Here is a 26,224-nt window from a genome sequence, read left to right on the forward strand (position 1 = left end):
GCTCGTCGGCGACGCGGCGGGGCTGGTGAACCCGTTCACGGGGGAGGGCATCAGCTACGCGCTCGAGTCCGGAAAGACCGCGGCCGAGGTGATCGACCGCGGGCTGACCGGCGATCCCGCGCGTCCGGATCTACGGGACCACGCATTGCTGCTGGAGCATTCGTACTCCGGGTGGTTGGCGGCCGGCCGCCGGTCGGCCCAGCGGTACCAGTTCGTCTGGCGGGTCCTGGAGAGCACCTTCGACAGCGAGCGCGCGCCGTTCGCGCTGTGCCGCCGGGCGGTTCTCCTGCCCGAGGGCATCGGCGAACTCCGGGCGAACCGCACGATCGACGACGTGGCCGCGCTGATGGCCCCCGGGGTCGACGTACGCGCCGATCTCCTCGGCGTCGGTGAGCTCATGACGAGCTCCGTCCGGGACGAGTGGCCCTTCCTGGCCCGCATGGCCACGGCGGGCTGGGGAGATCCCGGGGTCCCGTTCCGGCCGGCGCTGTTGCTCCTGCTGGCAAGCCATTTCGGTGACCCCGGCACGCGCTGCCGCATCAAGCTGGGCGCCGCGATCGAGCTGAGCGCGCTGGCGGCGCTCGCGCAACTCGGCGTGGAGAACACCCCGAAACCGCACTCCAGCTGGGGAAACAGGTTCGCCATCCTGGTCAGCGACCTGCTGATGTCGAAGTCCCTGCACCTCGCCACCGACGGCGGCCATCAGGCCCTCGCGGTCCTCTCCCAAGCCGTCACGAAGGTGTGCACCGGCCGGATCCGCGAGCGGCAGCACGCGTTCGATCCGGGGGTGACCGAGGACGAGCATCTGTCGCTGGTCGAGTTGCAGACCGCATCGTCGTTCGAGTTGCCGTGCCGGCTCGGCGCCGTCGTGGCGGGAGCCGATCCCGAGCATGCCGGAGCACTCGCGAGCTACGGCCGTGCGCTCGGCGTCGCGTTCCGGCTGACCGAGGACATCCGCATGCTCACAGGGGCCACGGGGCCGGGGGACAACACGGCGGGCGCCGTGCTGCGCGAGGGCACGCTGGCGCATCCCGTGCTGGTCGCGCTGCGGCGTACGCAAGGAAGACTGACGAGCCTCGTGCGCGGCGGGTGCCCGACGGCGGACGAGGTCGACGAGGCGGTGGCGCTCGTCCGCGCGAGCGGAGCGCTCGACGTGACCCGTGCTCTGGCACGCGAGCAGGCCGTCCGGGCGGCGGTCGCGCTCGAGACACTGCCGGAAGGCCCTCCGCGCGCATCGCTGTCCGCGCTGATCGACTACGCGGTCACGCGACGGGTTCCGCAACGACCGGACCTGGAGTCACTGTTGGGGTGATCGGGGTGATCGGGGTGGTTTTCCATGGATGCGGGTCGGGCCTGGCTACACGCCGATCCCGGCGTCCTGGGCCCGCGGAGTGCGGAAACGCAGCCGGAGCAAGCGCGGTGACCACCAGTTGGCGCCGCGGGGGAGTGTCATCCTGGCCGGAACCAGCACGCACCGCGCCGGGCCCCAGGCGACAGCGTGCTTCCGCAGGCGGGCGTGGCCTTTCCGGCATGAACCGGCAGAGCGGTCGGGGAGGTGTCGACGGCCCCGCCGCCGGTCGGGTCTGGCGGGGCCGTCACACGGATTCCGGCCCGGGGTGGTGGGTCGGCGGCACACGTGCTGTGAACTCAACGGCCATGGCCGCCGTACGTCACGCCGGTTGGGCCGCTCGGGTGGCCGGGCGGCTGGGAGGGGCGCAGTGTCCCGGCATCCGTGGCAGGGCCGTCCGGGGTGGCTTCGTCGACCGGCCGGGCCCCGCGTGCGCGGGCCTCTTGTCGCCTTGCCACCGTGCCACGCGAAACCGCTCCGCCCGCCGTGTGGCTGGAGGCGCGGGCCGGATAGTGCCAAGAGGACGCCCGTCCCCCTCGCACCGGGCCCCGAAGCCCGCCACCGCACCCCCGGGATCCCCTCCGTACCCGTGCCGTCCGATCGGGCAGTCCGGTGGGCACAGTGATGGCGACGACCCCGGCCCGCGCGGCCGAGCGCATTCTGTCCGCCGCGGCCGCGGGGGCGGGTCTGCCCGAAACTAGGGGGCGGGGTGCGTTTCCAGCTCCGACTTGAGGTTGCGCAGGGTGGCCCGGATGTTCTTGCGCTGGAACTCGGCGAAGGTGTGTCCGCTCGTCGCGATCCTGTCGAACGCGTTGGCCAGCGGGTCGGGCCAGCTGCGCCGGTCGTCGGTCCACGTCTCCGTCACCTCGGTGCCCTCGGGTACCGCGGCGAAACGGTACTCCCAGGTGGCGATCGGGCCGCGCAGCCACGGGCGGCGCAGGCCTATGGCGTGGACCTTGAACCGGAAGACCTGGTCCGGGTCGGCGGCCGTCACCGTGCAGCGGGTCGTCCAGCGGAACGGGCCGCGCTTGTTGTGGCCGTCGAAGACCATTCCGACCCGTGTTGCGGTGCCGGGCCCGTCGGCCGGGGTCGCGCCCAGGTTCTCCGGGCTCCATCGGCCCATGAGGGCCGGGTCGGAAACGTGCCGGTAGACCGTCGACGGGTCGGCCGCGACGATGGTGGTGTCGCAAACGCTGAACGTGCGGGGCATGTGGCTCCCTCCTCGGAGCACGACGGTAGCGGTCGCAAGCTCCACCCGGAACCGGCGCCCCCGCTGCGGAGTTCCCCTGCGGGCGTCGCGCTGGACTCCTGATGGATTCGGGCACGTACGCAATGAGCCGGAACAGGGTCTTTGTGATCAGTGGTTCGGGGCCGTTTTCGGCGCTGTCGGTCTGCGCGTCGCCTATCGGCGTGAGGCGACCAATCCTGGGCGAGCTGCGGCAGTCGGCGCGTCCTCGAGTCGGACGCCCTTCCGCCGGCCCGTCCGTAGCAACCGCGGAGGCGGGCGGACGCGTCAGGGACTGTGAGACCGGCCCAACGTGAAGGAGTGAATTTTGCCTGGCAAACCCCCGACGAATCCACACGCCGCCGCCTTCGACGGTCCCGCACCTGTCTACAATCCTGGTTCTCGACTGTGGGCGGTCCTTCGGCACTCACTGTCCATCGCCATGACGACAGCAGTCATCGTATTGGCATTCATGGTCGTCAGCCTTCCGATTGTGGCAGTCTTTTTGATTGACGATGACTTTATCGCCAGAGAATACGCCGAGGTCGTTCTGGTCATCGCTGGCGTGGGGTTTGCCGCAAGTCTTGTCGTCTTTCCTGTTGCCTTTTGGTTTGAGCGGTTGGTCATGCGCGGAGGCCGTGCATGGAAGGCGCTGGCGGTGTGTGCACCTGTAGCCTTTCCGGTCGTGGCCGCGCTGATTTTTGTCTCACTGATCAAACTTCAGCCATCGGCCGCCGTCGGTGATGCTTTCCGTGTCGCGATCCTGTTCCTCATGAGCTTCTCCGTCTATTGGTTGTCGCTGTGGTCGTTGAATGCTGTTCGCTACGGCGCTTGGCGCCTTGCCCGACGCATGAGCCGATTTCGGCGGTTCGGCTGAGCTTTCCGCGCGCACCCCGGCGTGGCTGATTTCGCGAGGTGCCGGAAGGGCGCACCGGGCCACGCCAAACGCCTCCACCCCAGGAGCAATCGACGAGGCAGCCGAGGACGGCCTGCCGGGGGAGTTGTCGGAGTGCGAGCGGTCGTCCTCCATGGGGTGGCCGAACTCCCGGACCGCGAGTACACACCGCCGGGCCACGACTACCCGCACCCGTGAAGGCGGGTTGCCGGTCCAACCGGTCCGTCGGTTACGCACTCATCCTTGAGGAGGAGGACGCGGTTGTGTTCTGCCTGTTTCGATTGTGGGCCAGGAGAATGCGCTGAGGGGGCGGTTGTGCTGCTGGAGCTCGCTGTCGGAAGCCTGCTGACGTGGGGTCATGAAGGCAGGAAGGCCAAGAGGCAGGCCCACAGCTTCGCGGCGGGGGCGGAGGTGGGTTTCGCTGCCTGTGTCCTCGGTAAACGTCCGTACTGCCGGGGTACATCGTTGGTCTTCCTCTGGGCCTCGCCTCGCACGCTTCATGTCACGCCGACGGAGTTCGCGGATTTGCGCCGAAGTCCGATTCCGGTGGATCGGCTGGAAGTGGTTCGGGTCCGGCCGAGAGAACGCGTGGATTCCCGGTTGGTCCAGAGCGGCTGGCAGGTGGCCGAGTGCCGTGATGGCGGATCCGTGGTGTTGATCGGGTGCGCGCCTGCTTCCATGCGGTATCTGACAGCTGTGCTGGCAGGACAGGGCCCTCAGAGGCCGCACGCCGAACCGATTCGCCCGGCCTGATCCCTGCTGTCGGCCAGGCACGGGGGAGCGACCCTTTCAGGTACGAGAGGTGAAGCCCGGCCGCGCGTGCGGCCCAGTCCCCGGTGCTCGTCCGTGACCGGGTATGCCCGGCGGCGGCCGGCGTGGGTGTCGTCCCTCAGCCTCGGGCCGCCGTCGGCGGGGTGGCGGCGCCGTTCAGGCAGTGGTCGAGGAGTGCGTGCATGCGGGGGACGGGGAAGGACGGGTTGGCCGCGGCGCCCTCTGCGGTGCGGGGGTCGGTGAGGAGCGTTTCCAGGGTCTCCGGTGTCAGGGTCGGGTTGGCGGCGGCTGCCCGGCGCACTGCATCGTCGGGGTCGTCCAGCGGAGGTGCGGTCAGGGCGGGGTCGGCTGCGGCCAGGGCGCGTATCTCGGGGTCCGGGTGGCCGATGAGGTGGGCCCGGCCGGTGCGGGGGAACGCGGGCAGGGTCAGCAGGTGCGGACGGTGGGCCGGGCGGGTCACGAATACGTCCAGGAGGAGGTGCGGCGGAGCCAGTGGGTGGTGGCAGGCCAGCCAAATCCGTACTTCCTCGTCGTCGTCCTGCGCGAGTGTCCCGACGAGCTCTGCGGGCAGGCCGGGCCAGCTCGCCGCAACCCGGCGGAGCACCGGTTCCTCGGACGCCGCGCAGGTGGCGTACCAGTCGGGCGACGGCTCGGTGGCCGGCTGCGTGATCGGGCAGGTGCAGTCGGGACCGTGGTCGACGACCTTGCGGACCGCCTCGAATTCGGCCCAGGTACGGATGGAGGGCTGGAGGCGGGCACGCATCCGTACGTCCTCGTCCGGATCCTGCCTCAGCTCCGCCGCCGCTCCCAGGTCGGGCCGGGTGGCGACCAGCCTGCGGATCTCCGTGTCCGGGTGGCGGGCGAGCCGGGCCAGGGCGTCGGCCGGGGTATGGCGGTTCCGCGCCAGCGGGTGCACCACGTCCTCCGCGAAGCACCGCTCGACGACCGCGGGTGACAGGGCACAAGTGCTGAGCACGTACACCGCGTAGCGTGATCCGATGGGCGGCAGCTCGGCCTCCACCGCCTCCGGGTCCAGCCGCCGGCTGCCCTCCCTGGCTGCTTCCCGTACGGCGGGGTCGGGGTCGTCGAGCAGGACATCGCGCTGCGCAGCGGTGAGCGACTGCCACTGGAAGGCGGCGTACAGACGGAGCGCTGGGTGGGCGTGACCGGCCATGTCCCGCGGGAAGGACAGAGGGACCCGCCGGGAGGACCAGAGCTCCCCGACGATGTCCCGTGCGGAGAGCCTGCCGTCCTCGCCCCCGTCCTGGGCGGTCAGGAAGGTGACGAGGATGTCGGCCGTCAGGGGCCGGACCCACCGGGGCTCGAGACGGGTGCGGGTGCCGCCGGCGAGATAGGCACGGACGAGTCCCGAAGGGTCCGATGCCAAGGGAGCGAGTCGTGCGGGGTCGACGCGCAGGTTGCGGGCGAGGGCGCGGCGGATCCGCTCGACCGGGTGGCGCAGGGCCGCGTCGATGACGGCGTCGGGCAGGTCGCGGCCCTCGCACATCAGCAAGCCGGCCTCACCGGCCGCTTCGTCCAGGAGACGTATCAGCACGTCGGCGGGCGCCGCCGCGTTGAAGGCGATGCCGCGCAGCCACAGTTCACGGAGAGAGTCGGACACCACGTCATCCTGCCACCTCGCCTCCTGACCCCGGCCGCCCGACGGCTCCCTCGTCGGCTCGCACGTCCAGCCGGCGGTCTGCGAACTGACCCGCAGAGGGTATCCGCCGGAGCCGCAGGCATCCCGTGGCACCGGCGCCGCCTCGATTCCGCCCTGCCCGGATCAACCAACGTCCTACTCGAGGGGGAGCGGACTACCGGGGCGCGCGCGGTGTCCGCCGGGCGCCCCGAGCCGGTCGTAGGACCCTCGCGTACCAGCGGTGATCACGCCTGTGTCAGGCCGGTGCCGTGGTTGCGCCCTGAACGAGGAGCGGAGCATTCGGGAGCCGAATCTTCGCCAACTGTCCGAATATCGCGTGGTACCAGAGAGGGACCAGGGACGGTTCTTACTGGGGATTCGCTGGTGCCCGCCGATGCAACACAGTGGGCACACCAGCGATTTCACCGGAAGAAGGACGGCACGCCTCCCATGAAACGCCTCGCACCACTGCTCGCCACGGTCGGACTCATCGCGACCTCTGTGCCCCTGCTGACGGCTCCCCAGGCAGCTGCCGCCCAGACCCCCGGCTACATGCGCCAGCAGCCGGACTGGCACCGCTGCAGCCCCGAGCAGCCGGTGACGTACGAGTGTGCGACCCTCAAGGTGCCGCTCGACTACCAGCATCCCGAGGGCCGCACGCTCGACCTCGCGATATCCCGGATCAAGACCGAAAACCCGGGCAAGCGGCGGGGGGTCCTACTCTTCAACCCCGGTGGCCCCGGCGCGTCAGGGCTGTTCCGGCCGGTGGTCCTGAACGCGAGGATGCCCAAGGACGTACGGGACCAGTACGACCTCATCGGCTTCGACCCGCGCGGGGTTGGCAAGAGCAGCCCGATCTCCTGCGGGCTGAGCGCGGCCGAGCGGGGCCTCGGTGGCGCGTACCGGCCCGAGACGTTCCCCTCGGACGTGGCCTGGGCGCGAAGCGTCGCCGACAAGTGCCGCGAGAAGTCCGGCGACGTCATTCCCCACATCACCACCCGCAACACGGCCCGCGACCTGGACGTCATCCGCGCGGCGCTCGGCGAGCGGAAGATCTCGTACCTGGGTTACTCGTACGGCACCTACCTCGGGGCGGTGTACTCCCAGATGTTCCCGCAGCGCACCGACCGCTTCGTGCTGGACAGCGGGGTGGATCCGCAGCGCGTCTGGCGCGGCATGATCCAGGTGTGGGCCACCGAAGCGGAGCCCGCCTTCGCACGGTGGACGCGGTGGGCCGCGGAGCGCTCGGACCGATACGGGCTCGGCACCACTCCCGAAGACGTGTCCGCCACCTTCTGGAGCCTGGTGGCCCGGGCCGACAGGGATCCGATCGTCCAGGACGGGCAGAAGGTCACGGGTGACGACATCAGGTCGGAACCCTCGCTGTTCTTCTCCCCGTACGGAGCCTCGGCCGTCATCAAGTACCTCAAGTCGTTGGCCGAGAACGGGCCCGGGCCGGCGAACGGCGACGCGCCGGATCTGAAGCAACTGCTCGCCGGGTCCCGGTCACCCGGGGCGACCGCCTCCGAGCTGAACACCCCGGGGCCGGGCGCCGCGGCAGCCGCAGCCGCAGCCGCCGACTCCGATTCCGATGGCATGGCCGTCTACTGGTCCGTGGTGTGCGGGGACACGGACGCCTGGCCGCGCGACCCCGATCAGTACGCGCGGGACGCGGCGCGGGACAAGGCGAAGTATCCGCTGTACGGGGACTTCGCGTCGAACATCAAGCCGTGCGCCTTCTGGCAGCGGCCGGTTGAGTCCGCGACGCCCATGAAGACCCGGGCCGACGTGCTGACCGTGCAGAACGAGTGGGACTCGCAGACCCCGCTGGCCAGCGGCCAGGGCCTGCACAAGGCGCTCAAGGGCTCACGGATGGTGCTGGCGCTGGGCGGCGAGAAGCACGGTGTGTACCTCTCCGAACCGGCTTCCTGTGCCGACGTCACGGTCAACAAGTACCTCGCGACGGGCCGGCTGCCTGCCGCAGACGTGACCTGCCAGGACCCGCCGCCGTTCCCGTAGGGGCCGAGGGCACGAAGCTGACGGCATGGCCCCGGCCAGGTGGAGGTCGCCTGGAGAGTGTCCGCAAAGCAGCGCCGTCCGCCCGAAGGGGCGGCGGGACTTTGCGGACACGACTGGAGCCTGTCGCTTGGAAGTGCTGTGCGCAGGGTGCTGCATACCGGATCGATAACCTGTGTCGGTGCCGGCGGCATGGTGCGAAACTTCGGGCCATGACTTCACCCGAGCTCAGTGACCTGGACTATCTCCGGGAGATCGAGCGTCTCGCCAACCGCGTCAGTGTGGAGGCATCCAACGAAGGATGGCTCTCGTTCCAGGCAGACCCGGACGAGGCGACACCGCTCCAGCGCAGCGTGAACGTGCTTGCTCGGGCTCTGCGCCACTACCACTTCGAGGGTGACGGCTGCCTGGACGAGGACCGGCCTCTGGTCCGCCTCGTCGGAGCCTGGGTGTTGAAGCCCGGGGCCATGCCGGCCGGGGTGGAGGAGACGTACGAGGAGGTGTGTGCACGGATCGGCGTCGGCCCCAGGCCGGAGGGCTGGGCGCTGTGGAACACCTGGAGCGACGGGGACCTGAAGGTGACCATGGTGGTGTCCGCGGTCGAGACGACCGAGGGGCTGTTCGAGAACTGGGCCCGGGGGAGGGCACTCGACCCGGTGTCGCCGCTGCCCTCCCAGATCGCCCTCGTCCGCCAGGGATGGATAGGACCGACGACGTTCTCACCTCGCGGCGTCAAACGGACTGGCCTTGGCGGCCGGCCGCTGTCCTAGACTCTGGCCTTCGGCCAGAGCCGTGTCCACATGAAAATCGCAGATCGGATTTGCTTCCTCCGGCGCCCCGTAGGACGCTCAGCAGCCGGGCAGCCCGGCCGCGTCAAGCCCCGGGCGTGACGGGGGAGTCGTGGCTTGGGCCGGCACGGGCCGCCAGCGTCACAGCCCTTGTGGTGACCTGTTGGAGGAACACGTGGAAAAGGCTGAACCCCAGCGGCGATCGCCCTCTGATGCGGGGGGTCCGGATGAGAGGACGGGCGGTCTGCGCGAGCGCGGGTTCGTCCGCTACGACGCTGAGCAACTCGGTATCACCCTGGCCGGCTCCGCCGCGAGGGACTTGGCCGGGATCCGGGAGGTCTTCGAGGCTCTGCCGCCTGACCCGTACGCTCCGGGAACGAATAGGTTCCGCCGGTACTCCCATGCCGTGTACCTGCCGTGGAAGGACGAACTGTCCTGGATTCCAGGAACCCCCGACCCCGTACACGGTACGGTCACCGACTTCTCCCAGGGCGAGGACGACCCTGAGCACCCGCGGACGCGGCGCGTGCTCCCCGACATCCCCGAGGCGCTGCGCGGCAACGCTCTGCTGTTGCGACTCCTGCGCTGGGACATTGAGCAGGTCCTGTCCCTGAAGAATCTGGGGAGACGGCCGCTGTGGGCCGGTGTCCACCTGATCAGGCTCGGTGTCGACCGACCCGGCCAGGAGGCCGTTTCCTCCCCGAACTGCTTGCACCAGGACGGAGGTTCCGCCAGCACGTTCACTTTCGCCCACCTGATCAGCCGTACCAACGTCACCGGCGGACAGAACGTCATCGCCACACCGGGCAGCGCAGGGCTGCAGCCCGATGACCCGTGGGCGGACATCCACGCCGCCTTCACCCTCACCGACCCACTGGATGGCTACGCCGTCCACGACCACAGAGTCAGCCACTACGTCGGCCCGGTCCGCGCGGGCTCCGAACCAGGGCCGGGCGAACGGTCCATCCTCATCGTCGGCCTCGCCCCGTACGTCCCCCAGCTGTGACACCGGCACCACCACCCCCAGCCCGCCGAACACGTGCCCGCGCCTCCTCTCCCTCCCGGGACTCATCGCAACCACCCTCGACGAGGTCTTCGGCTGACGCCCGCTGCTCGTCGTACGGCTGTGCACACCGCTGTCCCCGAGGACGGAGTGGCGGTTGTGGTGTCCGCAGGAACGCCTGGATCTCGGCGGTTCCGGGCGTGTAGCCGTCCGATGCGTCCACAACCAAGGTCGGGACGTCGAGGCTGATGGCCTTGAACTGCTCGGGGTCATAGGCGCCGGCTTCGATGTCGGCGAGCAGGGCCTCATCGCCGTGGGCCGCCCGGTGGCTGTCGGTGCGGGTGCGCTCGGCGATGCGTTCCGTGATGGTCGAGGTGGGCGTGGTGCACCGGATGATGCGGAGGTCGGCGATGTCCAGGAGGGGCTCCAGGCCTGGTCGCCAGAGCCGGTCCTGGAAGGCCGCCTCCGCGACGAGGGTGACCCCTGCCTGAAGGAGGACGGTGATGGTCTTGAAGAAGACGTCCAGGGTGGGGATGTTGAGGGGGTCGTCGCCGGCGGTCTGGTGATTTGGGTTGCTCATGACCATGCCCTGTTTGATCTCGTCGCGGATGACCGCGGGGCAGCCCAGCTGCAGTGCGAGGGCGCGGGCGAGCGTGGTCTTCCCTGTGGCGGGAGGGCCGCTGACTACGACGAGGGTCGGGCGGTATTGCATGGGCGGCACTCGGATGCAGGCAATCACGAATGGTCAGGACGGAGATCAGGGGCACCTGGCTGCCGGTGGAGCTGGAACGCGATGAACCCGGTCGGTGGGCCAGTTTCTCGTAATCGGTCGAGTGATGGCGGGTCATCGAGTGGGCGGGTCGGTGTTCGATGAGGCGGTCGACAGCAAGGCCCGCGGCGGCGAAGTCGTCGAACCATGCCTGGAGGGGCTGGCGCCCAGCAGCGCCAGCAGCGTTGGGTCATGTCGGCGTACCAGCATTCCTCGACGTGGCGGGCCTCGAAGTAACTGCCGCCATCTGCGAGCCAGTCCGCGGTGGGTGGCTGGTGGAGATGACGATCCTTCCTCCGCGCCGTGGAACGCGTACGAGCTCGGTCAGGGCCCGGACGCGGTCGTGAGCGCCACCCGCACCAGGTGTGCCCTCCCTGGCCGTGCACGTCGGCCCCGACTACCGGTGGACCCGCGGCGTTGCCAGGGCGACAGCCAATCTCGGCCCCCGCCGCGAGTACGCCTTCGAGCTTCAGGTCCGTGAGGACGGCGGACTGCGGCTCTGCACCAGCGTCTTCTCGACGTCCCCAAGACTGGCGCCGAGCAGGAGATCTTCGTGGCGGCCGCCAGGGTCAAGACCCGTCGCCTCATCCCACTGATCGAGGCAACCGGGCCGTCGCCGACGGCGCCACCCGTCTCAAGGGACGCCGCGCCTACGTGATGAACAGCGGCTTCGGCTTCGGCCCCACCCCCGCTACGACCTGGAGCCGGTCCACGTGCCTCGCGGTCCACATGCCCGGCTCCCCCCGGCCTTCGCCCGGACCCCCGGAGGGGACCTCGGAGGAAGGGCGGGTCAGGGGACGAGCACGAGGCCTGTCACGGCCGTCGCGCACGCCGTGAAGCCCGCGATCATCATCCACACGGCGTGGCGGACGTACCTCTCGCGGTCCCCGCGCTCCTTGCGCACCGCGGCCATCGTGCCCACGTGGACCTTCGTCGCCACGCGCGGCAGTCGCACCAGCGAGTACGTCTCGCCCACGATGTGCAGGGGGTTGGGGCCGACGCCCATGGTGTGCCGGGCCTGTGAGCCGCCCGCCGTCGGGTACTCGTAGTAGGCGCGCAGGGTGTCGGTGCGGACCAGTGGCTCCAGCGCGACCAGGACCGCAGGGACCTCGACGCCCGTGTTCTCCAGTTCCCTCATCTGACTGAGCGTGCTCCTCTCGCCGTTGAAGCACATCAGGCCGAAGAGGAGCAGGCCGCCGCCCGCCAGGAGGAACGCGCTGAGTACCAGGATGACCATGTCCACAGCGGTGACCGTACGTCTTCGGGGTACCTTCGGGGAACCCCCACCGCTTACGATCGCGCCCATGTCGATCATCTCGTCCATACCCGTCCTCCTGGGTGACGGCGCCGAACTCCGCGCCGACAGCGGCGGACTGCTCCTGCTCCGCACCCACGAGGAGGTGCGCATCCCCCTCGCCGCCGTCGCACGCGTGCACGCGAACGGGCGGGTGGTGGCCGTGGAACTGACGGCCCCGACCGGGACCGAGCCGAACCTGTACCGGATCGAGGGCGTGAGCCGGGCCTCGGCCACCGTTTTCGAGGAGGCGGTCAACGGCTCGCTGCCCGAACGCCCCGCCGACGAGGGCCTGGTGGACGGCTCCACGCTCGTGACGGTCACGCCCCGGGGCGACGCGGACGCCGACCGGGAGGCAGACGGCGAGGAGGACGCGGAGCCGCTGCAGCCTGCCGAGTTCGTCATCCGCTGCACGATGGCCGCCGTCGGCCTCGGACTCGTCGCCCTCGCCGCGGGCGTGGTGATCGCCGGAGATCACGTGAGCCGCGCGCTCGCCGTGCTGCTGCTCGGCTCCACCGGCCTGGCGATCGGCCGGTTGGCGGTCCGCACGGTCGCGATCCTGTGGAACGAGTGGTACCTGCCCCGTCACGGCATCACGATCGAGGCGCAGCCCGTCCTCATCCACGGTCGTGTCGCCTACGGCTACACCGACACCGAGGGCAGGCTCCGCTCCGCCCCCACCCCCAGCGGCGTACGCGGCGAGACGTACAACGTCGCCTACCACCCCAGGCACCCCGCGCGCGTGGCCGTGTGCAAGAGCCTGGGCGCCGTATTCAAGTGGCTGCCCCTGCCGTTGATCCTCGTGAGCATCACCATCCTCATCGGCTGGGGCACTCTCGCCCTCGCTCTCCCCGCCTTCCGCTGAAGCGCCCAGGAGCAAACACCGGCCTCATCCACCCCGCCTCAGGCGTCGCCGGCGCCGGCCTCGCAGCTGTGGCCGTGCGCCCCGGCGCCTCGAAAGTTCCCGAACAGCAGGCGGACGGCGACGAGCCAGGCCCCGACGATGGCCCAGACCTTGCTACGGGCTCGTGCCTGACGTGGCACGCCTTCCCCTCCGATGCCCCAGGGCACCCGCACGCCACCGATAAGCACTGACAGAACATCACCCGGCAGAAGTCGACCAAGGCCGTCGTGGAGGTGCCGGGGGTCAGTCAGCGATCGGTGGATCGGTACCGCAAGGGCGACCGGAAGACGCTGCCGAGGTCGATCGTCGCATTGACACGGCCGGTCGCGTGAGTCGAGCGGAATATAGCGGTGGAAGATGGTGAAAATGGTGCAGTGATCGGGTCCTTCCTGCCGTGCAGCGGCACCGGAGGAGTCCCTGGAAGGTGAGGTGGCCGCGGTGGCGGAGTCTTCGTCCGATACCCAGGGCGATGCAGGGTCCGTCGAGGCCGGCGGCTACCGGCAGGAGCTGAAACGCACCCTCGGCCCCTTTCAGGTGTTCGCGATCTCGTTCGCGTTCATCTCGGTGGCGGTCGGCATCTTCGCGACCTACGACGAAGTACTGCTGGCCGCCGGGCCTGTCGGCATCTGGCTGTGGATCGTCGCGGCCGTGGGGCAGACCCTGGTGGCGCTGGTGGTAGCGCAGTTCGCGGCCCGCATCCCGCTCAGCGGCTCCTCCTATCAATGGGCCTCACGGCTGGCCACCCCGAAGATCGGCTGGTGGTTCGGCTGGCTGACCTTCTGTTACCTGGCGATCGGCGTGGTGGCGATCGACAACGCGCTGGCGAGCCAGGCGTTCATGCCGCTCGTCGGTATCGAGCCGGACGAGGACACCGCACGCCTGATCACGCTCGTGGTACTGCTCGTCCAAACCGTGCTGGCCGTGGCCTCCACGCGCCTCGTCAGCCTGATCAACACGGTCGCCGTGGGGCTCGAACTGGCGCTCGTCGTGGTGGTGGCGGTCGCCCTCGTCATCGCCGTCGCGGTCACGGGCAACGGCTCGGCCGGCAACCTCACCTCGCGCGGTGTCGTCGAGAACGCCCCCGACTACTTCGCGGTCGGCGGTGGATTGATGCTGGCGATGATCATGGGACTCGCCACACTCGTCGGCTTCGACTCGGCCGCGAACCTGGCCGAGGAAGCCAAGGACCCGTTCCGCACCATTCCACGCGCGATCGTGGGGTCGGTCGTGGCGGCCAGCGTCCTGGGCATGCTGTTCCTGATCACGCTCACCATCGCGATCGACGACATTCCCCGCATCAGCCACACCGGCTCCCCGGTCGCGGCGATCATGCGCGACCAGCTCGGTCCGGCGATGGAAAGGACGCTGCTGGTCGCGATCACCATCGCGTTCTTCGGCGCCGGGGTCGTGGCGATGGTCGCGTGCTCACGGATCGTCTTCGCGATGTCGCGCGACGCGCGCTTCCCCGCCCACCGTCTGATGCGGCGCGTGAATCCCCGCACGAGGACGCCGATCCCGGCGACCGTACTGGTCTTCGCCCTGGGCGTCGTCCTGATGGTCGCGCTGCCCGGCGCCGCGCTGCTGGAGCTGATCACAGCCTCGACCATCCTCCCCGCCCTCACCTACGGCTCGACGATCGTGCTCTACCTGGCAGTACGCGGACGCCTCAGCCGCAAGAAGGGCGCCTTCGACCTCGGACGCTTCGAACTGCCGGTCGCAATCTGCGCCCTGGTATGGACGCTCGTCGCCCTGTTCGTGCTGGTCGCTCCGGGAGAGGCACTGGTCTCCGTCGTGATCGTGGCGGGCCTCCTGATCCTGGGCGGCCTGTTCTTCGCCGCCATGCTCACGTTCGACCGCCGAGCACTGGAGACGGAGCCGGGCGAAGTGGACTCTTTCATCGGCTGATGAGGCAGCGCTCCTCTGTCCAGAAGGGACCTCCCCCTGACGAGGCGGAGAGATTGCAGTCAACAGGTCACCGGACACGGGGGCCGGTCTGGTGGGCGCCCGGGTGACGGGACGACTTCCGGGCGGGGTTTGGTGGTGGTCCGCCCGCTCATGCTGCCTGCCCGCCTCCCCTTCCGCCGGTGCGGGGGCGCGGGCGCGGGCGGCGCGCCGCAGCTCGACATCGCCGGCCCGCCAGGCGGCGGAGCCACCCGCGAGACGTCAGGCCGGGGTGCGCAGTCCCGCCAGGAGCCGGTCGAGTGCCTGCTCCGTGGCCTGCCGGTCTCCGCCTCGCGCGATCCATAGCGCAGCCTCGTTCATCGCCCCCGAGAGGAGCCGGGCCAGGGGTGTCACCGGCTGATCGGCGATGATCCCGGCTGTGGCGAGTGCCGTCAGGGCTTCTGCGAGGTGCCGGGCCGAGGACTCCTCGTCCAGGGCCCGCCACTCGTCCCAGCCCAGCACGGTCGGTGCGTCGACCAGCAGGATCTGCCGCACCGCCGGGTCGGTCCCCGCGGCCAGGAAGGCCCGGCAGCCGGCCCGGAGCTGCTCCCAGAGGTCCTCGTACTGCTCGGCTGCGGTCGCGACCCGCTCGCCCAGTTCCTGCTGGACCTCGGCGACGACGGCCCGGAAGAGCCCCGCTTTGCTGTCGAAGTGGTGGTAGGCGGCCCCCTTGGTCACCCCGGCGGCACGCGCCACCTCGGCCAGCACCACCTGGTGGTACCCGTCGGCGGCGAACCGGCGCCGCCCTTCGGCCAGCAGGGCCTGCCGCGTGGCCGCCCGCTGCTCCGCCCGGTTGACCGCCATCGTGCGCACCGCCCTTTCCGTTTCGCATACCAAGGGTATGCTAACGGTATGGTTCACATACCCCGGGTATGTGAAATGGAGCAGAAGGACCTCTGTCATGACGAACGAACTCACGACCATGCCCACGACCGAGCTCGGCGGCTTCTACCCGGTGCTCGCCACCCGGGACGTGGCAGCCTCCCGCGACTTCTACACCCGTCACCTCGGGTTCGAGGTGACCTTCGAGGCGGACTGGTACGTCAGTCTGCGCCGCCCCGACGCCCCGCAGTACGAGCTGGCGCTCCTCGACCCCGCCCACCCGACCGTCCCCGAGGGCCACCGGGTCGCGCTCCGGGGCGGCCTGCTGCTGAACTTCGAGGTGGACGACGTGGACTCCGAGCACCAGCGGCTCGTGGCGGAGGCGGGCCTTCCCGAGGTGCTGCCACTGCGTACGGAGGAGTTCGGCCAGCGCCACTTCATCATCGCCGCCCCCGACGGTGTCCTGATCGACGTCATCACCGTCGTCCCGCCCAGCGAGGAGTACGCCGCCCGGTACACCGACGCCCCCTTCCCCGTGTCGACCTGATCCGTCAGGTAGTGCGGTCAACGGACCACGGGGCGCGGTGGCCGGTCCGGCCTACCTCCGCATCGCGGAAGAGCTCGAGGCGCACCAAGTGCTGGACATCGGATGCGACACAGAGGTGTTCGCCCTCCTCCTCTCCAACCGCGGGGTCGACGTCGTCGGCATCGATCCCGCCCCGTTCGTATTCCTCGCACGACGCCCCTGATCCCCAGTGATCCACGCCGCTCAAGGTTCGATGGCGCAGGACGCAACGGCACTGATTGTTGGGGTCGTCGGAGTGTCGGCCTGTGCGCGGACGGGCAGAGTTGCCGACGGGATCCGGCTGGTCCGGCGGTGGGGGACGTGGGGGAGGGTGGGGTGCTGAGTGGAGTGGGACTGGTGGACGGTGGATTTCGGGGACGCGCACGCGGGTGCTGTGGGTGTGCTCGTCGGCGGCCGTGAGCCGGGTGCGGTGTACTTCGATGTCGGGAGCGGTTCGGACGTGCCGTCGACCGTGCACTGGTCGGCCTACGACGGCCGAGCGCGTCGTCCGCGCGCGGAGGCCTTGCGGGCGGTGTGCGCGTGCGGATGGCGCAGCGCCGCTCAGTACCGCCTGGACTGGGACACGATCGGCGACCGCCCCCTGTACGAGGCGGACATCGACCTCACCGGACCGCTCGCGGACTGGACCGCGCACCTGTCCGTTGTCCGCGATGCGGCCGTTTCGCTGCCCGGGCCGCTGGCCGCGCTCCTGGTCGAGATGGCCGGGCTGCTGGCCGACACGGCTGCGGACGCTCCGTTGGCCGCGCTGCGCGCCGCAGGTGTGCTGGAGCGGGTGGCCGCCCGGGTGGGCCGGGAGGCCGCCGGCGCGCTGTGCGACGGCGGTACGTCCGCCGAAGCGGTGGCCACCGCGCTCGGGACCACCCGTTCCAAGGCCCTGGTCCTGCTCCTGACCGCGCAGGACCGGTAACGGCGAGCACCACAGCGGCGTTCCAGGAGTGAGCCGGACGACTTCGGCCGTGAGGGCTGAACCCCTCCTCCCCCCACCGCTACGGCGGCTACCGCGGCGGTAGGACCTGCTCGGAGGAGCCCGGGAGCGCTCAACCCGCCGACCATGGACCCGTCCCGCCGTACGCGCCCGCGCCGGGCGCCGCCGACCGGGCCGATCGCAGCCCTCAAGGCCACTGCGGCACAGTGCCGGTTTCCGGTGCTCAGTGACGGTAGGCGGTCGTCGCGGTCTCGATGAAGGATCGGATCAACGGGTTGGTGTCGCCCTCGTTCCATGCCGCTACCACTCGGCTCGGAGGCATGTCGGTCAGCGGCACGACGGTCAGCTCCGTGGACAGGTCGTGTCCGAGCGGGGCCAGGCCGACCGTGCCGTTCCACAGCACCGCCTGCAGACATTCCTGGACGGCGCGCACCACGGGGCCCTCGCGCGGGGTACCGCCGTTCCAGTACGACTGCCAGACGGGGTCGGTGCCCTGCGGGAACTGGAACCAGCTGCGGTCGCTCAGCTCGGCCAGCCGCAGCCGGTCGCGACGGGCCAGCGGATCGTCGGCACGCAGGACCACGCCGACCGGATCGGCCCGCAGCGCCCGCACCGTCAGGGCGGTCTCGTCGAACGGCGCCCGGGTCAGGGCGACGTCGACCAGTCCGGCGCGCAACCCGCACGTCGGGTCGGTCAGATCGGTCTCGCGGATGCGGATGTCGATGCCGGGGTGGTTTCGGCGGTAGGCGGCGGCCAGCCTGGACACTCCCGGGTCGGTGCCGTCGCCCAGGATGCCGATGGTGATGGTCGCGGCGCCGGCCGCCGCGCTCACGCGTACCCGGACGCGGTCGGCATGGCCGAGCAGGGCCCGCGCCTCGTCGAGCAGCACCGTGCCCACCGGGGTGAGCGTGACGCCGGCGGGCGAGCGGGCGAAGAGCAGGGCCCCGACCTCGGCTTCCAACTGCTTGATCGCCCGGCTCAGTGGCGGCTGGCTCATGTGCAGTCGGGTGGCGGCCCGGCCGAAGTGGAGTTCCTCGGCGACCGCGACGAAATAGCGCAACATGCGTAGCTCCACGCTGCAACGATACCCACCGGGTATCGGCGCCGTGCAACGGGTCTTGGACACTGAAGCAGCGCGGGCGGTGCACTGGTGAGCATGACCGAAGAAGCACGAACCAGCGAGCAGATGACCGTACCCGCCCTGTCGGTGGTGGGTCCCGGCGAGGGCGAGACGATCGTTCTGGGCACCACGCGCATGCGCGTCCTGGAGGACGGCAGCCACACCGGTCACCGCCTCGCGATCACCGAGTCCGTCCTCGCCCCGCACACCCAGGGACCGCCTCAGCACCGCCACGGGCTGCACGACGAGGGCTTCTACGTCCTCTCCGGCACCGTCCGGTTCACCGTGGGGGACGAGGAGCACGAGGCCACCACGGGCACTCTCGTGATGGTTCCGCCCGGCACCCCTCACACCTTCGCCAACCCGACCGACCGGCCCGCCGTCCTGCTCAGCACCTTCACCCCCGACCTGTACCTGCAGTACTTCCGAGACCTCCAGGAGGGGCTCGCCGACGGCCGGCCGCTGACACCGCAGGCCAACATCGACGCGATGAGCCACTACGCGACCGAGCCCGCCACCGACCACGACTGAAGCGTGCGGCAGGGCACGGCCCGGCCACCCCTGCTTCAGCAGGCAAGGCGGCGGCACCGGTGCGTTGGGGCTTCCGGGTCCCTCGAACGGCGGACCCGGCCTCCTGCAGGGGCTCTTCCGGCACACAACGCAATCGACGGGTCCCCCCGAACGGGCGGCCCATGAACGGGAACCATGAACATCGCCTATTGGACCGTCGCGGGACTGCTCGCGCTCTTCTACTTCTACGCAGGCACACTGAAGGTGATCCGCAGCCGCGATCAGCTCCGACCGATGATGGCCTGGGTCGACCGCATACCCCTGCCCGCCCTCAGGGCGCTTGGGGCGGTCGAAATACTTGGCGCGGCCGGCCTGCTACTGCCACCGCTGACCGGCATCGCTCCGTCGCTGGCGCCGGCTGCGGCCATCGGCTTCGCACTCCTGCAAATCGGCGCGATCGCCGTCCACCTGAGCGGCCGGGACAGCCGGATCGCACTCAACGCCGGTCTCACCGTAACCGCGGTCGTGACCGTCTGGCTGGCCGTCCGGCTGTGAACAAGCACACTCTCCGGCCGGGGAGTACGACTGCAGGGTGGCCTGTTGCTGACGGTGCGGTGGACGATGCGGAGCGGGCATTCAGGGTGTGGTTCTGGTGTCGTCGAGCCGTTTCACGCGCGCCACGTTCTCCCGGTCCTCGGCGTCCGCGCTCGCCTCGGCGGCGAACCAGGCGTCGAGGATCTCCTTGAGCAGTGGTTCCGAGGTCAGGCGCAGGCTGAGCGCGAGCACGTTGGCGTCATTCCAGCGGCGCGCACCGTCCGCCGTGTAGGCGTCCGTGCACAGAGCCGCGCGTACGCCGGGAAGCTTGTTCGCGGCGATCGACGCGCCCGTACCGGTCCAGCAGCACACGACGGCCTGGTCGGCGTTCCCGACGGCGACCTCGCGGGCCGCCGCCTCCGAGCAGGCTGCCCACTGGGGATCGTCACCCGGGCTCAGCGCCCCGTACGTCACCACGTCGTGTCCGCGGTCGCGCAGTTGCCCGAGGAGCGCGCGAGCCACGGGTTCGTCCATGTCCGAGGAAACGGAGATCCGCATACTCCGAGACTAACCGGCCATGGAACAGACGATCGCCGCGAGTCGAGGAAATGAGCACCGGCGTTGCCGCGGTTTACCGGGCGACCTCAACCGGCTGAACGAGCTCGTCGAGCAGGCTCATACCCCGGTCGACGGTCCATCCCTGCGCAGGGATGCCGGAATGCGAGGATGGTGACCGAGGCGACGCATCGACCCGCAGACGGAGCCCCGTATTGCCGCCCCTTCGACCGCACATCAGGAACTTCTAGCGCGGCGTCTGGCGCGCCACGCGGTAGCGGAGGTGGACGAATTTCGAGCTGAAGGTGCGGGTCTCGACGAGTTGGAGATCCACGCGGCGCTCGTTGCGGGGGAAGAACGGGATGCCGCCGCCGACGAGTACCGGGTGGACCACGGCCTGGTACTCGTCGATCAGGTCCGATGCGGCCGCTTCGGCGGCGAGGGTCGCGCCGCCGATCGCGATGTCGCCCTCCCCGGGCTCGGCCCGCAACCGCTCGATCTCCTCAGCCAGGCCGCCGGAGGCCAGGCGGGCATGGCCCTGCACCGTCGACAGCGTCGTGGAGAACACCACCTTCGGGAGCGGATTCCAGAGCGCGGCCCATTCCAGCTCGGGGGCGCCGAGCGAGGGATCCTGGTCGGCGGTCTCCCAGTACAGCATCGTCTCGTAGAGTCGTCGTCCCATCAGGTGGACGCCGATCTTTCGGGTCTCGTCGATCCAGAAGCGGAAGACGTCCTCGTCGGGCTCCGTCCAGTCGAAGCTGCCGTCCGGCCCGACGATGTAGCCGTCAAGGGAGACACCCATCGAGTAGGTCACGTTGCGCATCAGAAGTCCTCCTCGGAGACAGGTCCGACACTACGACCGCCACCGCCGCAGGACTCGTCCCGGCTCGCGGGACGGCCTCATCAGATCTACCCGCCCCAGGGCCTTCAATCCGAGGACCGCAGCCCTGCGGCGGCCGAAGCCGGTGCTGTTGTGCGTCCGCGGGCACCAGCTCTCCCGCCCCACGCATTCGGGCGACGCGCCCACTCCGCGGCCCAGCGCGCCCACGCGGACCGCCTGCGCGCCTCGGCCGAGGCCCTCACCCGGCAGGGCCCGGAAGCGGGCGTCCAGGTCTCGCGCCGGAGGCATCTTCCGCTCTCAGCGCCAGGAGGGATGCCCCTCGGCGCCGGCGCCGGCGGTGAGCGTACGCTCGCCGGTCTTGTCCGCGCGCACGGCCCAGATCACGGGCTTCTCGTACGGGCCGCGGACGAAGGCCACCCACGTGCCGTCGACGGACCAGGCGGGGTCCATCTCGTGGGCGTCGGTGGCGACCAGTTCACGATCGTCACTGCCGTCGGCATCCACGAGGCGGATGTCGCCCTGAGTGCCCGTGCCGTACGTCCCCGCCGTGTAGGCGAAGGTGGAGCCGTCGGGTGACCACACCGGGTCGAGTGCCGGATGGGGCAGCCGGGTCACCTGCTGTGGGGCGCGGCTCGGGGCGGCGGGGTCGACCAGGTGGATCTGCCAGTTCTCGGGCGCCGTCTGCAGACAGACCGCGATGCTCTTGCCGTCCGGCGACCATGCGGGATCCTCGACCTGGCCCCCGCCCGAGGTGAGCTGGCGAGCCGTGCCGTCGGCGACGCCGACCACGAACAGCTGCTGGACACCGTCCTTCTTGCGGAGCACGGCGAGCTGGCTGCCGTCCGGCGACCAGGACACCCTGCCGCCGGCGATGGAGGTGATGCGCCGGGCGTTCGAACCGTCGGCATTGGCGGTCCAGACGGCCGTGCCCTCGGGTGTGCTGCGGGTGAACGCGAACGACCTGCGGTCGGGGGACCACTGGGGCAGGGTGTCGCATGCGCCCGCGTCCCCTGCGATGAGCCCCACGGGCTTCTCTGTCGCGGCGTCCCGGCGGGCGATGACGCTGTGGCACGCCCCGGGCCAGCCCGGGGCGGTGTCCTGTCGGATCAGCACGGGATCGGCCGGGAACGGGGCAGGGCCGGGGGCAGGGGCGGATCCGGTGGGCGTGGCGGCGCCGGGCTTGGAAGTGTCCTTGGCGGAGTCGGTCCAGGGCTGCCACACGTACAAGCCGACGACCGCGAGAGACGACACGAGCACTGCCGCCGCCACCGCCACCACCGCGCGGCGTCGCCGGGGCTTCTCCGTAACCGCCTGCGGCACCTGCACGGGGGCGGCGGCGGGGGCGGGGGTGAGCCGCGCCGCGGGTCCCGTCACGGTGCGCGGCTGTTCCGTACGGGGCTCCGCGACGACGGGCGGGGCGGCGTCCGGTACCGCGAGGTCCTGCGCGGTGTCCGACGGGCCGTCCGGCACGGTGGGACGCACCGCCGGTTCCGGCGGCGGGAGCAGCTGCGTTGCCGCCTCCGGCAGCCAGGAGCCACCGTCCGGGTGGCGGACGGTGAGAGTGGCGAGGAAGGCGGCCGGGGTGGGCCGCGCCGCCGGGTCCTTGGCCAGGCAGGCGCCGATGGCTTCGCGGAGTTCACCGGGCACCGCGGTCAGGTCCGGCTCCTCGTAGACCACCTTGAAGTGCCTGGCCGCAGAGGGTCCGTCGCCGAAGGGGGCGCCGCCCGCCGCCTGGGTGAGCACCACCCCCAGAGCGAACATGTCGACCGCAGGGGTGACCGCGCCACCACCGGTGAGCTGCTCGGGTGCCAGGAATCCAGGCGTGCCGACCTGCAGCCCGGTCTGTGTCAGGGCCGTTCCGTCCAGGGCGCGCGCGATGCCGAAGTCGATGACGCGCGGCCCGTCCTCCGCGACGATGATGTTCGCGGGCTTGAGATCGCGGTGGATGACCCCCGCTCGGTGGATCGCCTCGAGTGCCTCGGCCAGGCCGGCCGCCAGGACGGTGAGCGTGTCCAGAGGCAGCGATCCGACGCGCGCGAGTACCGCCTGCAGGGTGGGACCGGGCACGAAGGCCGTCACCAGCCAGGCCGGCTCCCCGTCCGGATCGGCGTCGACGACCGGCGCGGTGTGGAAGCCGCCGACCCGCCGCGCGGCCGCGACCTCGTCGGCGAACCTGCGCTTGAACCCGGGCTCGGTGCTCAACTCGGGACGTACGACCTTGACGGCGACCGCACGGCCGGACTGGGAACGGCCCAGGTAGACCACGCCCATGCCCCCCTGGCCGAGCCGTCCCACCAGCCGGTAGCGGCCCTCGCCGAGCGAGGTGGGATCGCCCGTTTCGAGCGGCTTCATATGTCCCCCGTTTCACACCTTGCGCAATGAACAGCCTCTCCCTACCCGTCGCGCCGTCCACCAGTCAAGCGAGGCCCATGCGGGGACCCGATACGGGTGCTTTTGGCAACCAGCGCTCCTGGGCCCGTACCCGGCCGACCGCACTGCGTCCGGGGCCGGGGCGGAGCCGTCTCGTACCCGCCCGGCGAGCCGCCGAGTGACCTCAGGGCCCGGGGCTGCGGATCAAGGGCCGCGTCCGCCCGTCCTCCGCCCGACTCTTGCCTGATCTATCGAGATTCGATAGATTCCCATCGTAAGTCGATGTAAGGATGGGTCATGGGAAAGCTGACAGTGGGTGCGCTGCGGGCCGTGCTCGTGGTGGTGCTCGCCGGCACCGTGTTCGTGCAGGCGTTGATGGTGTGGGCGTTGGCCACCGACCCGGAGGATGGGTCGCTCCCGCTGACCCCGCTGCGCGTGATCACGATCCTGGGCATGGTGTCGGCGCAGGTCGCCCTGGTCTGCGTATGGCGGCTGGTGACGATGGTGCGACGTGGAACCGTGTTCTCCCACGCCGCCTTCCGGTACGTGGACGGTGTGATCGGCGCGATCGTGGCGGCTGCCCTCCTGTGGTTCGCGGTCACGGCCGTCAACGCGCCGGGCCAGCGGGACGACCCGGGCGTCACCGTCATCATGGGCGGGGTCGGCCTGGCCATCCTCGGGGTCGCGCTCATCGTCCTCGTGCTGCGGATGCTGCTCAGCCAGGCCGTCGCGCGCGACGTCGAGGCGTCGCAGATGCGGGCCGAGTTGGACGAGGTGATCTGATGCCGATCGCCGTCGACATCGACGTGATGCTGGCCAGGCGGAAGATGTCCGTGGGCGAGCTCGCGGACCGCGTAGGGATCACTCCCGCCAACCTGGCCGTGCTCAAGAACGGCCGCGCCAAGGCGGTGCGCTTCGCGACGCTCGCCGCGCTCTGCGAGGTGCTCGAGTGCCAGCCGGGCGACCTGCTGCGATGGGAGACCGAGGACGCCGCCGGCGAATGACGCGCCCCAGGGCGGACGTGACAACGCCTGGCACCACCGGCCCGTGACGCGGGCAGGGTCCAAGGGACGAGACCGGCCAACGATCGGATGATCGGTAAGAAGCGGCCCGGACGGGGGACGTGCCTGCGCCGGCTCGCTCCGGTCTCGTCCGCTATGCGGAAGCCTGCGATGCCCGGGCCCGCCCTTGGGCGGGCCCGGAGGAGTCAGGACATCCTTCGGCCGTTGCGCAGCTCCAGCCGCTCCCCGGGGAAGCGCAGGCGGAAGCCGCGGTCGTGCGAGACCGCGACCACTGCTCCCGGATACGCCGCGAGCGCCGCCTCCAGGTCCTCGGCCAGGTCGAGCGCGATGTGGTTCGTCGGCTCGTCGAGTACGAGAAGGTCGGCGGGTCGGGTCACCAGGGTGGCGATCTGCAGCCGTCGCTGCTGTCCCGCCGACAGCGCTGCGACCGGAACCTCCAGGTCCTCCTCGCGGAACAGCCCCAGCGCCAACAGTTGCTCGGCGTACTCCTCCGGCAGCCCGGGCCGCCCGGCCGCGAAAGCCGCGAGCAGCGGGAGCCGGGTGGAGCGCGCGGGCAGTTCCTGCGCCAGGTACCCGATGTGGGCGGGCCGGCGTACCGCTCCCGTGTCCGGTTCGAGGTCGCCCGCCACGACGCGCAGCAGCGTCGTCTTGCCGGCCCCGTTCTCACCTGTGACCAGCAGCCGCTGTCCTGGTGCGATGACCAGCGGGCCGTCGAGCCGCAGCCGTTCTGCGACCGTCACCCCGTCGAGTCGGGCGAGCGGTGCGTCGGCGTGTTGCCCGGCGCTCGCCGTCGGCGGGGCCACCGTGAACCGCAGGGGCTCGGGAGGCGCCGCGACTGGGTTGCCCCGCAGGCGGGCGAGCCGATCCCGGACCGTCCGTACCTGCCCTCCGAGCTTCGCCTCGTGCGAGCGGCGGTGCTTGCCGAAGCCCTGCCGGGGATCCTTGCCGGTGGTGGACAGCCGTTTCCCCGCGGCCTCGAGCAGCTCCTCGGTGCGGGCCAGCTCCTGGAGCCAGTCCGCGTACTCCTGTTCCGCGCGGCGCCGGGCGGCGGCTTTGGCGGCGCGGTAGCCCGGCCAGCCGTCGCCGTAGCGGTGCACCGTGCGCGCACCGCGGTCGACCTCCAGGATCGTGGTGGCGATGCGCTCCAGGAAGCCGCGGTCGTGGGTCACCGCGACGACGGTGCCCCGATGTGCGCGCAGATACTCCTCGAGCCAGCGCACACCCGCGGCATCGAGGTGGTTCGTCGGTTCGTCGAGGAGGAGCAGCTCGGGGGCGGCGGCCAGCACGCAGGCGAGCGCGAGCCGTGACTGCTCGCCCCCGGAGAGCGATCCCAGGAGGCGGTCGCGGGTGATCCCGGCGAGCCCCAGGCCGCGCAGGGCAGCGTCGACGCGAGCGTCCGCCTCGTATCCGCCGCGTTCCTCGTACGTGATCAGCAGCTCGCCGTAGGCGTCGAGCTCGTCCTGCGGAGCGCCGGCGAGACGCTGCTCCGCCGCACGCAGCCGGCGTTCCATGTCGCGCAGTTCGGTGAGGGCGAGGTCGACGGCGTCCTGCACGGTGCGGTCCGGGTCGAGGTCGAGGGTCTGGGCGAGATGGCCTTTACCGCCGGGGAAGCTGACGGTGGTCTGTCCGGAGTCCGGTACCTCGGCTCCGGCGAGCAGCCGCAGCAGAGTGGACTTCCCGGAGCCGTTCTCACCGATGACCGCGGCCTTCTCGCCCGGCCGGACGGTGAAGGAGACCTGGTCGAGGACGGTCCGGGTGCCGTAGGACTTCGTGACGTCCTTGACGGACAGCTGCGCGACGGCAGCGGGCACGGCGGTATGGGCGCGTTCGCGCATGTGGCTTTCCCTGGGATGCGAAGGGTCTACGGGCGGCAGAAGCGGCGGCGTGCGCCGTGCCCGGACTCAGGGGAAGTAGAAGAAGGCCATGCATCCATCATAGTGAGACGATGCGTATCGTCTCAACAGGATTGAGTGCCCTCCTTCCCTCCGCTTGGCCCGCGGGGCCTGCGCCCCGGCCCTCCCCGAGGAGAAGGACCTCGGGCGTCGCTGGTAGCCGCCAACACCCGCCCGGCGGGACGGCTCCCCAAGCCGCCGCGCGCCACCAGGCGGGACGACCGGGGCCGGAGCGCGGACTGCACTCCGGCCCCGGCATACCAGGAAGGGCGGCGGTGTACGCCACCAACGAAGGGAACCGGCGCGGACTGCATGGGGCACGCGCCGGCCCGGCTGAGGGGCACGCACCGCCCCGGTCGTCAGCAGTCGGCCGTTCGCCCGGCCCCCAGGGATCCTGTGCTTCGGCCGGGCGCCCGACATCATCCTCCCCTCAAGGGTCCGGCTCACAGGGGCG

At 70.7% G+C, this 26,224-nt stretch carries 24 protein-coding genes; 13 read left to right on the forward strand and 11 right to left on the reverse strand.

Annotated features, from left to right (window positions below; translation table 11 throughout):
- Nucleotides 1–1,312, forward strand: a 1,312-nt coding sequence (locus ACWGE1_RS22215; RefSeq protein WP_453422216.1) for a polyprenyl synthetase family protein, incomplete at its 5' end; no start/stop codon positions are given.
- Nucleotides 1,313–2,045: 733 nt separating this feature from the next.
- On the opposite strand, the gene ACWGE1_RS22220 is transcribed toward ACWGE1_RS22215, so the two are convergent.
- Nucleotides 2,046–2,558: an SRPBCC family protein gene (locus ACWGE1_RS22220; protein WP_453422217.1), complete on the reverse strand. Its 513-nt coding sequence runs from the start codon at nucleotides 2,556–2,558 to the stop codon at nucleotides 2,046–2,048.
- A 457-nt stretch (nucleotides 2,559–3,015) separates the two neighbouring features.
- Here ACWGE1_RS22220 and ACWGE1_RS22225 point away from each other — a divergent pair, with 457 nt between their 5' ends.
- A complete protein-coding gene (locus tag ACWGE1_RS22225; RefSeq protein WP_453422218.1) occupies nucleotides 3,016–3,450 on the forward strand; it encodes a hypothetical protein in 435 nt (144 codons plus the stop codon).
- A gap of 907 nt (nucleotides 3,451–4,357) precedes the next feature.
- Here the strand turns inward: ACWGE1_RS22225 and ACWGE1_RS22230 are convergent.
- Nucleotides 4,358–5,860, reverse strand: coding sequence for a hypothetical protein (locus tag ACWGE1_RS22230; RefSeq protein ID WP_453422219.1), 1,503 nt, complete (start codon nucleotides 5,858–5,860; stop codon nucleotides 4,358–4,360).
- Nucleotides 5,861–6,328: 468 nt separating this feature from the next.
- Here ACWGE1_RS22230 and ACWGE1_RS22235 point away from each other — a divergent pair, with 468 nt between their 5' ends.
- The 3 genes from ACWGE1_RS22235 (at nucleotide 6,329) to ACWGE1_RS22245 (ending at nucleotide 9,688) form a co-directional block, all read left to right on the forward strand.
- Nucleotides 6,329–7,897, forward strand: a complete 1,569-nt coding sequence (locus tag ACWGE1_RS22235; protein WP_453422220.1) for an alpha/beta fold hydrolase — start codon at nucleotides 6,329–6,331, stop codon at nucleotides 7,895–7,897.
- Between the two features lie 209 nt (nucleotides 7,898–8,106).
- Nucleotides 8,107–8,664, forward strand: coding sequence for a hypothetical protein (locus ACWGE1_RS22240; RefSeq protein ID WP_453422221.1), 558 nt, complete (start codon nucleotides 8,107–8,109; stop codon nucleotides 8,662–8,664).
- 193 nt (nucleotides 8,665–8,857) lie between these two features.
- Nucleotides 8,858–9,688 carry a 2OG-Fe dioxygenase family protein gene (locus tag ACWGE1_RS22245; protein WP_453422239.1) on the forward strand — a complete coding sequence of 277 codons (831 nt, stop codon included), beginning with the start codon at nucleotides 8,858–8,860 and terminating at the stop codon, nucleotides 9,686–9,688.
- Here the strand turns inward: ACWGE1_RS22245 and ACWGE1_RS22250 are convergent.
- Nucleotides 9,651–10,397 (reverse strand): AAA family ATPase, encoded by a 747-nt coding sequence (locus ACWGE1_RS22250; protein ID WP_453422222.1) that lies wholly within the window; start codon nucleotides 10,395–10,397, stop codon nucleotides 9,651–9,653. The genes ACWGE1_RS22245 and ACWGE1_RS22250 overlap by 38 nt on opposite strands.
- An 847-nt stretch (nucleotides 10,398–11,244) precedes the next feature.
- Entirely contained in the window at nucleotides 11,245–11,697 is a 453-nt protein-coding gene (locus ACWGE1_RS22255; protein ID WP_453422223.1) for a hypothetical protein, read from the reverse strand.
- Between the two features lie 61 nt (nucleotides 11,698–11,758).
- Here ACWGE1_RS22255 and ACWGE1_RS22260 point away from each other — a divergent pair, with 61 nt between their 5' ends.
- A complete protein-coding gene (locus tag ACWGE1_RS22260) occupies nucleotides 11,759–12,613 on the forward strand; it encodes a hypothetical protein (RefSeq protein WP_453422224.1) in 855 nt (284 codons plus the stop codon).
- A 38-nt stretch (nucleotides 12,614–12,651) separates the two neighbouring features.
- Here ACWGE1_RS22260 and ACWGE1_RS22265 read toward each other — a convergent pair whose 3' ends face one another.
- The gene (locus ACWGE1_RS22265; protein WP_453422225.1) at nucleotides 12,652–12,792 is read right to left on the reverse strand and encodes a hypothetical protein; all 141 of its coding nucleotides are present in this window, start codon (nucleotides 12,790–12,792) and stop codon (nucleotides 12,652–12,654) included.
- Between the two features lie 289 nt (nucleotides 12,793–13,081).
- Here ACWGE1_RS22265 and ACWGE1_RS22270 point away from each other — a divergent pair, with 289 nt between their 5' ends.
- On the forward strand, nucleotides 13,082–14,557 hold the full coding sequence (locus ACWGE1_RS22270) for an APC family permease (RefSeq protein ID WP_453422226.1): 1,476 nt from the start codon (nucleotides 13,082–13,084) through the stop codon (nucleotides 14,555–14,557).
- Nucleotides 14,558–14,815: 258 nt separating this feature from the next.
- Here the strand turns inward: ACWGE1_RS22270 and ACWGE1_RS22275 are convergent, their stop codons facing one another.
- On the reverse strand, nucleotides 14,816–15,397 hold the full coding sequence (locus tag ACWGE1_RS22275) for a TetR/AcrR family transcriptional regulator (RefSeq protein ID WP_453422240.1): 582 nt from the start codon (nucleotides 15,395–15,397) through the stop codon (nucleotides 14,816–14,818).
- Between the two features lie 97 nt (nucleotides 15,398–15,494).
- On the opposite strand from ACWGE1_RS22275, the gene ACWGE1_RS22280 reads away from it, so the two are divergent.
- Together ACWGE1_RS22280 and ACWGE1_RS22285 are read left to right on the forward strand one after the other, a co-directional pair.
- The gene (locus ACWGE1_RS22280; RefSeq protein ID WP_453422227.1) at nucleotides 15,495–15,962 is read left to right on the forward strand and encodes a VOC family protein; all 468 of its coding nucleotides are present in this window, start codon (nucleotides 15,495–15,497) and stop codon (nucleotides 15,960–15,962) included.
- Nucleotides 15,963–16,323: 361 nt separating this feature from the next.
- Nucleotides 16,324–16,908, forward strand: a complete 585-nt coding sequence (locus ACWGE1_RS22285; protein WP_453422228.1) for a hypothetical protein — start codon at nucleotides 16,324–16,326, stop codon at nucleotides 16,906–16,908.
- Between the two features lie 241 nt (nucleotides 16,909–17,149).
- On the opposite strand, the gene ACWGE1_RS22290 is transcribed toward ACWGE1_RS22285, so the two are convergent.
- On the reverse strand, nucleotides 17,150–18,001 hold the full coding sequence (locus ACWGE1_RS22290) for a LysR family transcriptional regulator (protein WP_453422229.1): 852 nt from the start codon (nucleotides 17,999–18,001) through the stop codon (nucleotides 17,150–17,152).
- A gap of 81 nt (nucleotides 18,002–18,082) precedes the next feature.
- On the opposite strand from ACWGE1_RS22290, the gene ACWGE1_RS22295 reads away from it, so the two are divergent.
- On the forward strand, nucleotides 18,083–18,577 hold the full coding sequence (locus ACWGE1_RS22295) for a cupin domain-containing protein (protein ID WP_453422230.1): 495 nt from the start codon (nucleotides 18,083–18,085) through the stop codon (nucleotides 18,575–18,577).
- 174 nt (nucleotides 18,578–18,751) lie between these two features.
- The gene (locus ACWGE1_RS22300; RefSeq protein WP_453422231.1) at nucleotides 18,752–19,111 is read left to right on the forward strand and encodes a DoxX family protein; all 360 of its coding nucleotides are present in this window, start codon (nucleotides 18,752–18,754) and stop codon (nucleotides 19,109–19,111) included.
- 81 nt (nucleotides 19,112–19,192) lie between these two features.
- Here ACWGE1_RS22300 and ACWGE1_RS22305 read toward each other — a convergent pair whose 3' ends face one another.
- The 3 genes from ACWGE1_RS22305 to ACWGE1_RS22315 all read right to left on the reverse strand — a co-directional run bounded on the left by ACWGE1_RS22305 (nucleotide 19,193) and on the right by ACWGE1_RS22315 (nucleotide 22,838).
- Nucleotides 19,193–19,648, reverse strand: a complete 456-nt coding sequence (locus ACWGE1_RS22305; protein ID WP_453422232.1) for an RpiB/LacA/LacB family sugar-phosphate isomerase — start codon at nucleotides 19,646–19,648, stop codon at nucleotides 19,193–19,195.
- A 244-nt stretch (nucleotides 19,649–19,892) separates the two neighbouring features.
- Nucleotides 19,893–20,468, reverse strand: coding sequence for a dihydrofolate reductase family protein (locus ACWGE1_RS22310; protein WP_453422233.1), 576 nt, complete (start codon nucleotides 20,466–20,468; stop codon nucleotides 19,893–19,895).
- 315 nt (nucleotides 20,469–20,783) lie between these two features.
- Nucleotides 20,784–22,838, reverse strand: coding sequence for a protein kinase domain-containing protein (locus ACWGE1_RS22315; protein ID WP_453422234.1), 2,055 nt, complete (start codon nucleotides 22,836–22,838; stop codon nucleotides 20,784–20,786).
- A 315-nt stretch (nucleotides 22,839–23,153) separates the two neighbouring features.
- Here ACWGE1_RS22315 and ACWGE1_RS22320 point away from each other — a divergent pair, with 315 nt between their 5' ends.
- Both ACWGE1_RS22320 and ACWGE1_RS22325 read left to right on the forward strand, forming a co-directional pair.
- Nucleotides 23,154–23,639, forward strand: a complete 486-nt coding sequence (locus ACWGE1_RS22320; RefSeq protein ID WP_453422235.1) for a DUF2975 domain-containing protein — start codon at nucleotides 23,154–23,156, stop codon at nucleotides 23,637–23,639.
- A complete protein-coding gene (locus ACWGE1_RS22325; protein ID WP_401249430.1) occupies nucleotides 23,639–23,860 on the forward strand; it encodes a helix-turn-helix domain-containing protein in 222 nt (73 codons plus the stop codon). Before ACWGE1_RS22320 ends, ACWGE1_RS22325 begins: the two co-directional genes overlap by 1 nt.
- A gap of 203 nt (nucleotides 23,861–24,063) precedes the next feature.
- Here the strand turns inward: ACWGE1_RS22325 and abc-f are convergent, their stop codons facing one another.
- Nucleotides 24,064–25,713 carry a ribosomal protection-like ABC-F family protein gene (gene abc-f, locus ACWGE1_RS22330; RefSeq protein ID WP_453422236.1) on the reverse strand — a complete coding sequence of 550 codons (1,650 nt, stop codon included), beginning with the start codon at nucleotides 25,711–25,713 and terminating at the stop codon, nucleotides 24,064–24,066.
- Nucleotides 25,714–26,224 lie beyond the last annotated feature (511 nt).

Source organism: Streptomyces sp. NPDC054932 (assembly GCF_053610205.1).

What these genes read in the sequence shown, in the direction of transcription:
- ACWGE1_RS22240 (WP_453422221.1), top strand. Translation starts at nt 8,107, where the DNA reads ATGACTTCACCCGAGCTCAGTGACCTGGACTATCTCCGGGAGATCGAG.
- ACWGE1_RS22310 (WP_453422233.1), bottom strand. Translation starts at nt 20,468, where the DNA reads ATGCGCAACGTGACCTACTCGATGGGTGTCTCCCTTGACGGCTACATC.
- ACWGE1_RS22225 (WP_453422218.1), top strand. Translation starts at nt 3,016, where the DNA reads ATGACGACAGCAGTCATCGTATTGGCATTCATGGTCGTCAGCCTTCCG.
- ACWGE1_RS22315 (WP_453422234.1), bottom strand. Translation starts at nt 22,838, where the DNA reads ATGAAGCCGCTCGAAACGGGCGATCCCACCTCGCTCGGCGAGGGCCGC.
- ACWGE1_RS22320 (WP_453422235.1), top strand. Translation starts at nt 23,154, where the DNA reads ATGGGAAAGCTGACAGTGGGTGCGCTGCGGGCCGTGCTCGTGGTGGTG.
- ACWGE1_RS22280 (WP_453422227.1), top strand. Translation starts at nt 15,495, where the DNA reads ATGACGAACGAACTCACGACCATGCCCACGACCGAGCTCGGCGGCTTC.
- ACWGE1_RS22300 (WP_453422231.1), top strand. Translation starts at nt 18,752, where the DNA reads ATGAACATCGCCTATTGGACCGTCGCGGGACTGCTCGCGCTCTTCTAC.
- ACWGE1_RS22275 (WP_453422240.1), bottom strand. Translation starts at nt 15,397, where the DNA reads ATGGCGGTCAACCGGGCGGAGCAGCGGGCGGCCACGCGGCAGGCCCTG.
- ACWGE1_RS22250 (WP_453422222.1), bottom strand. Translation starts at nt 10,397, where the DNA reads ATGCAATACCGCCCGACCCTCGTCGTAGTCAGCGGCCCTCCCGCCACA.
- ACWGE1_RS22235 (WP_453422220.1), top strand. Translation starts at nt 6,329, where the DNA reads ATGAAACGCCTCGCACCACTGCTCGCCACGGTCGGACTCATCGCGACC.
- ACWGE1_RS22295 (WP_453422230.1), top strand. Translation starts at nt 18,083, where the DNA reads ATGACCGAAGAAGCACGAACCAGCGAGCAGATGACCGTACCCGCCCTG.
- ACWGE1_RS22305 (WP_453422232.1), bottom strand. Translation starts at nt 19,648, where the DNA reads ATGCGGATCTCCGTTTCCTCGGACATGGACGAACCCGTGGCTCGCGCG.
- ACWGE1_RS22325 (WP_401249430.1), top strand. Translation starts at nt 23,639, where the DNA reads ATGCCGATCGCCGTCGACATCGACGTGATGCTGGCCAGGCGGAAGATG.
- ACWGE1_RS22260 (WP_453422224.1), top strand. Translation starts at nt 11,759, where the DNA reads ATGTCGATCATCTCGTCCATACCCGTCCTCCTGGGTGACGGCGCCGAA.
- ACWGE1_RS22220 (WP_453422217.1), bottom strand. Translation starts at nt 2,558, where the DNA reads ATGCCCCGCACGTTCAGCGTTTGCGACACCACCATCGTCGCGGCCGAC.
- abc-f (WP_453422236.1), bottom strand. Translation starts at nt 25,713, where the DNA reads ATGCGCGAACGCGCCCATACCGCCGTGCCCGCTGCCGTCGCGCAGCTG.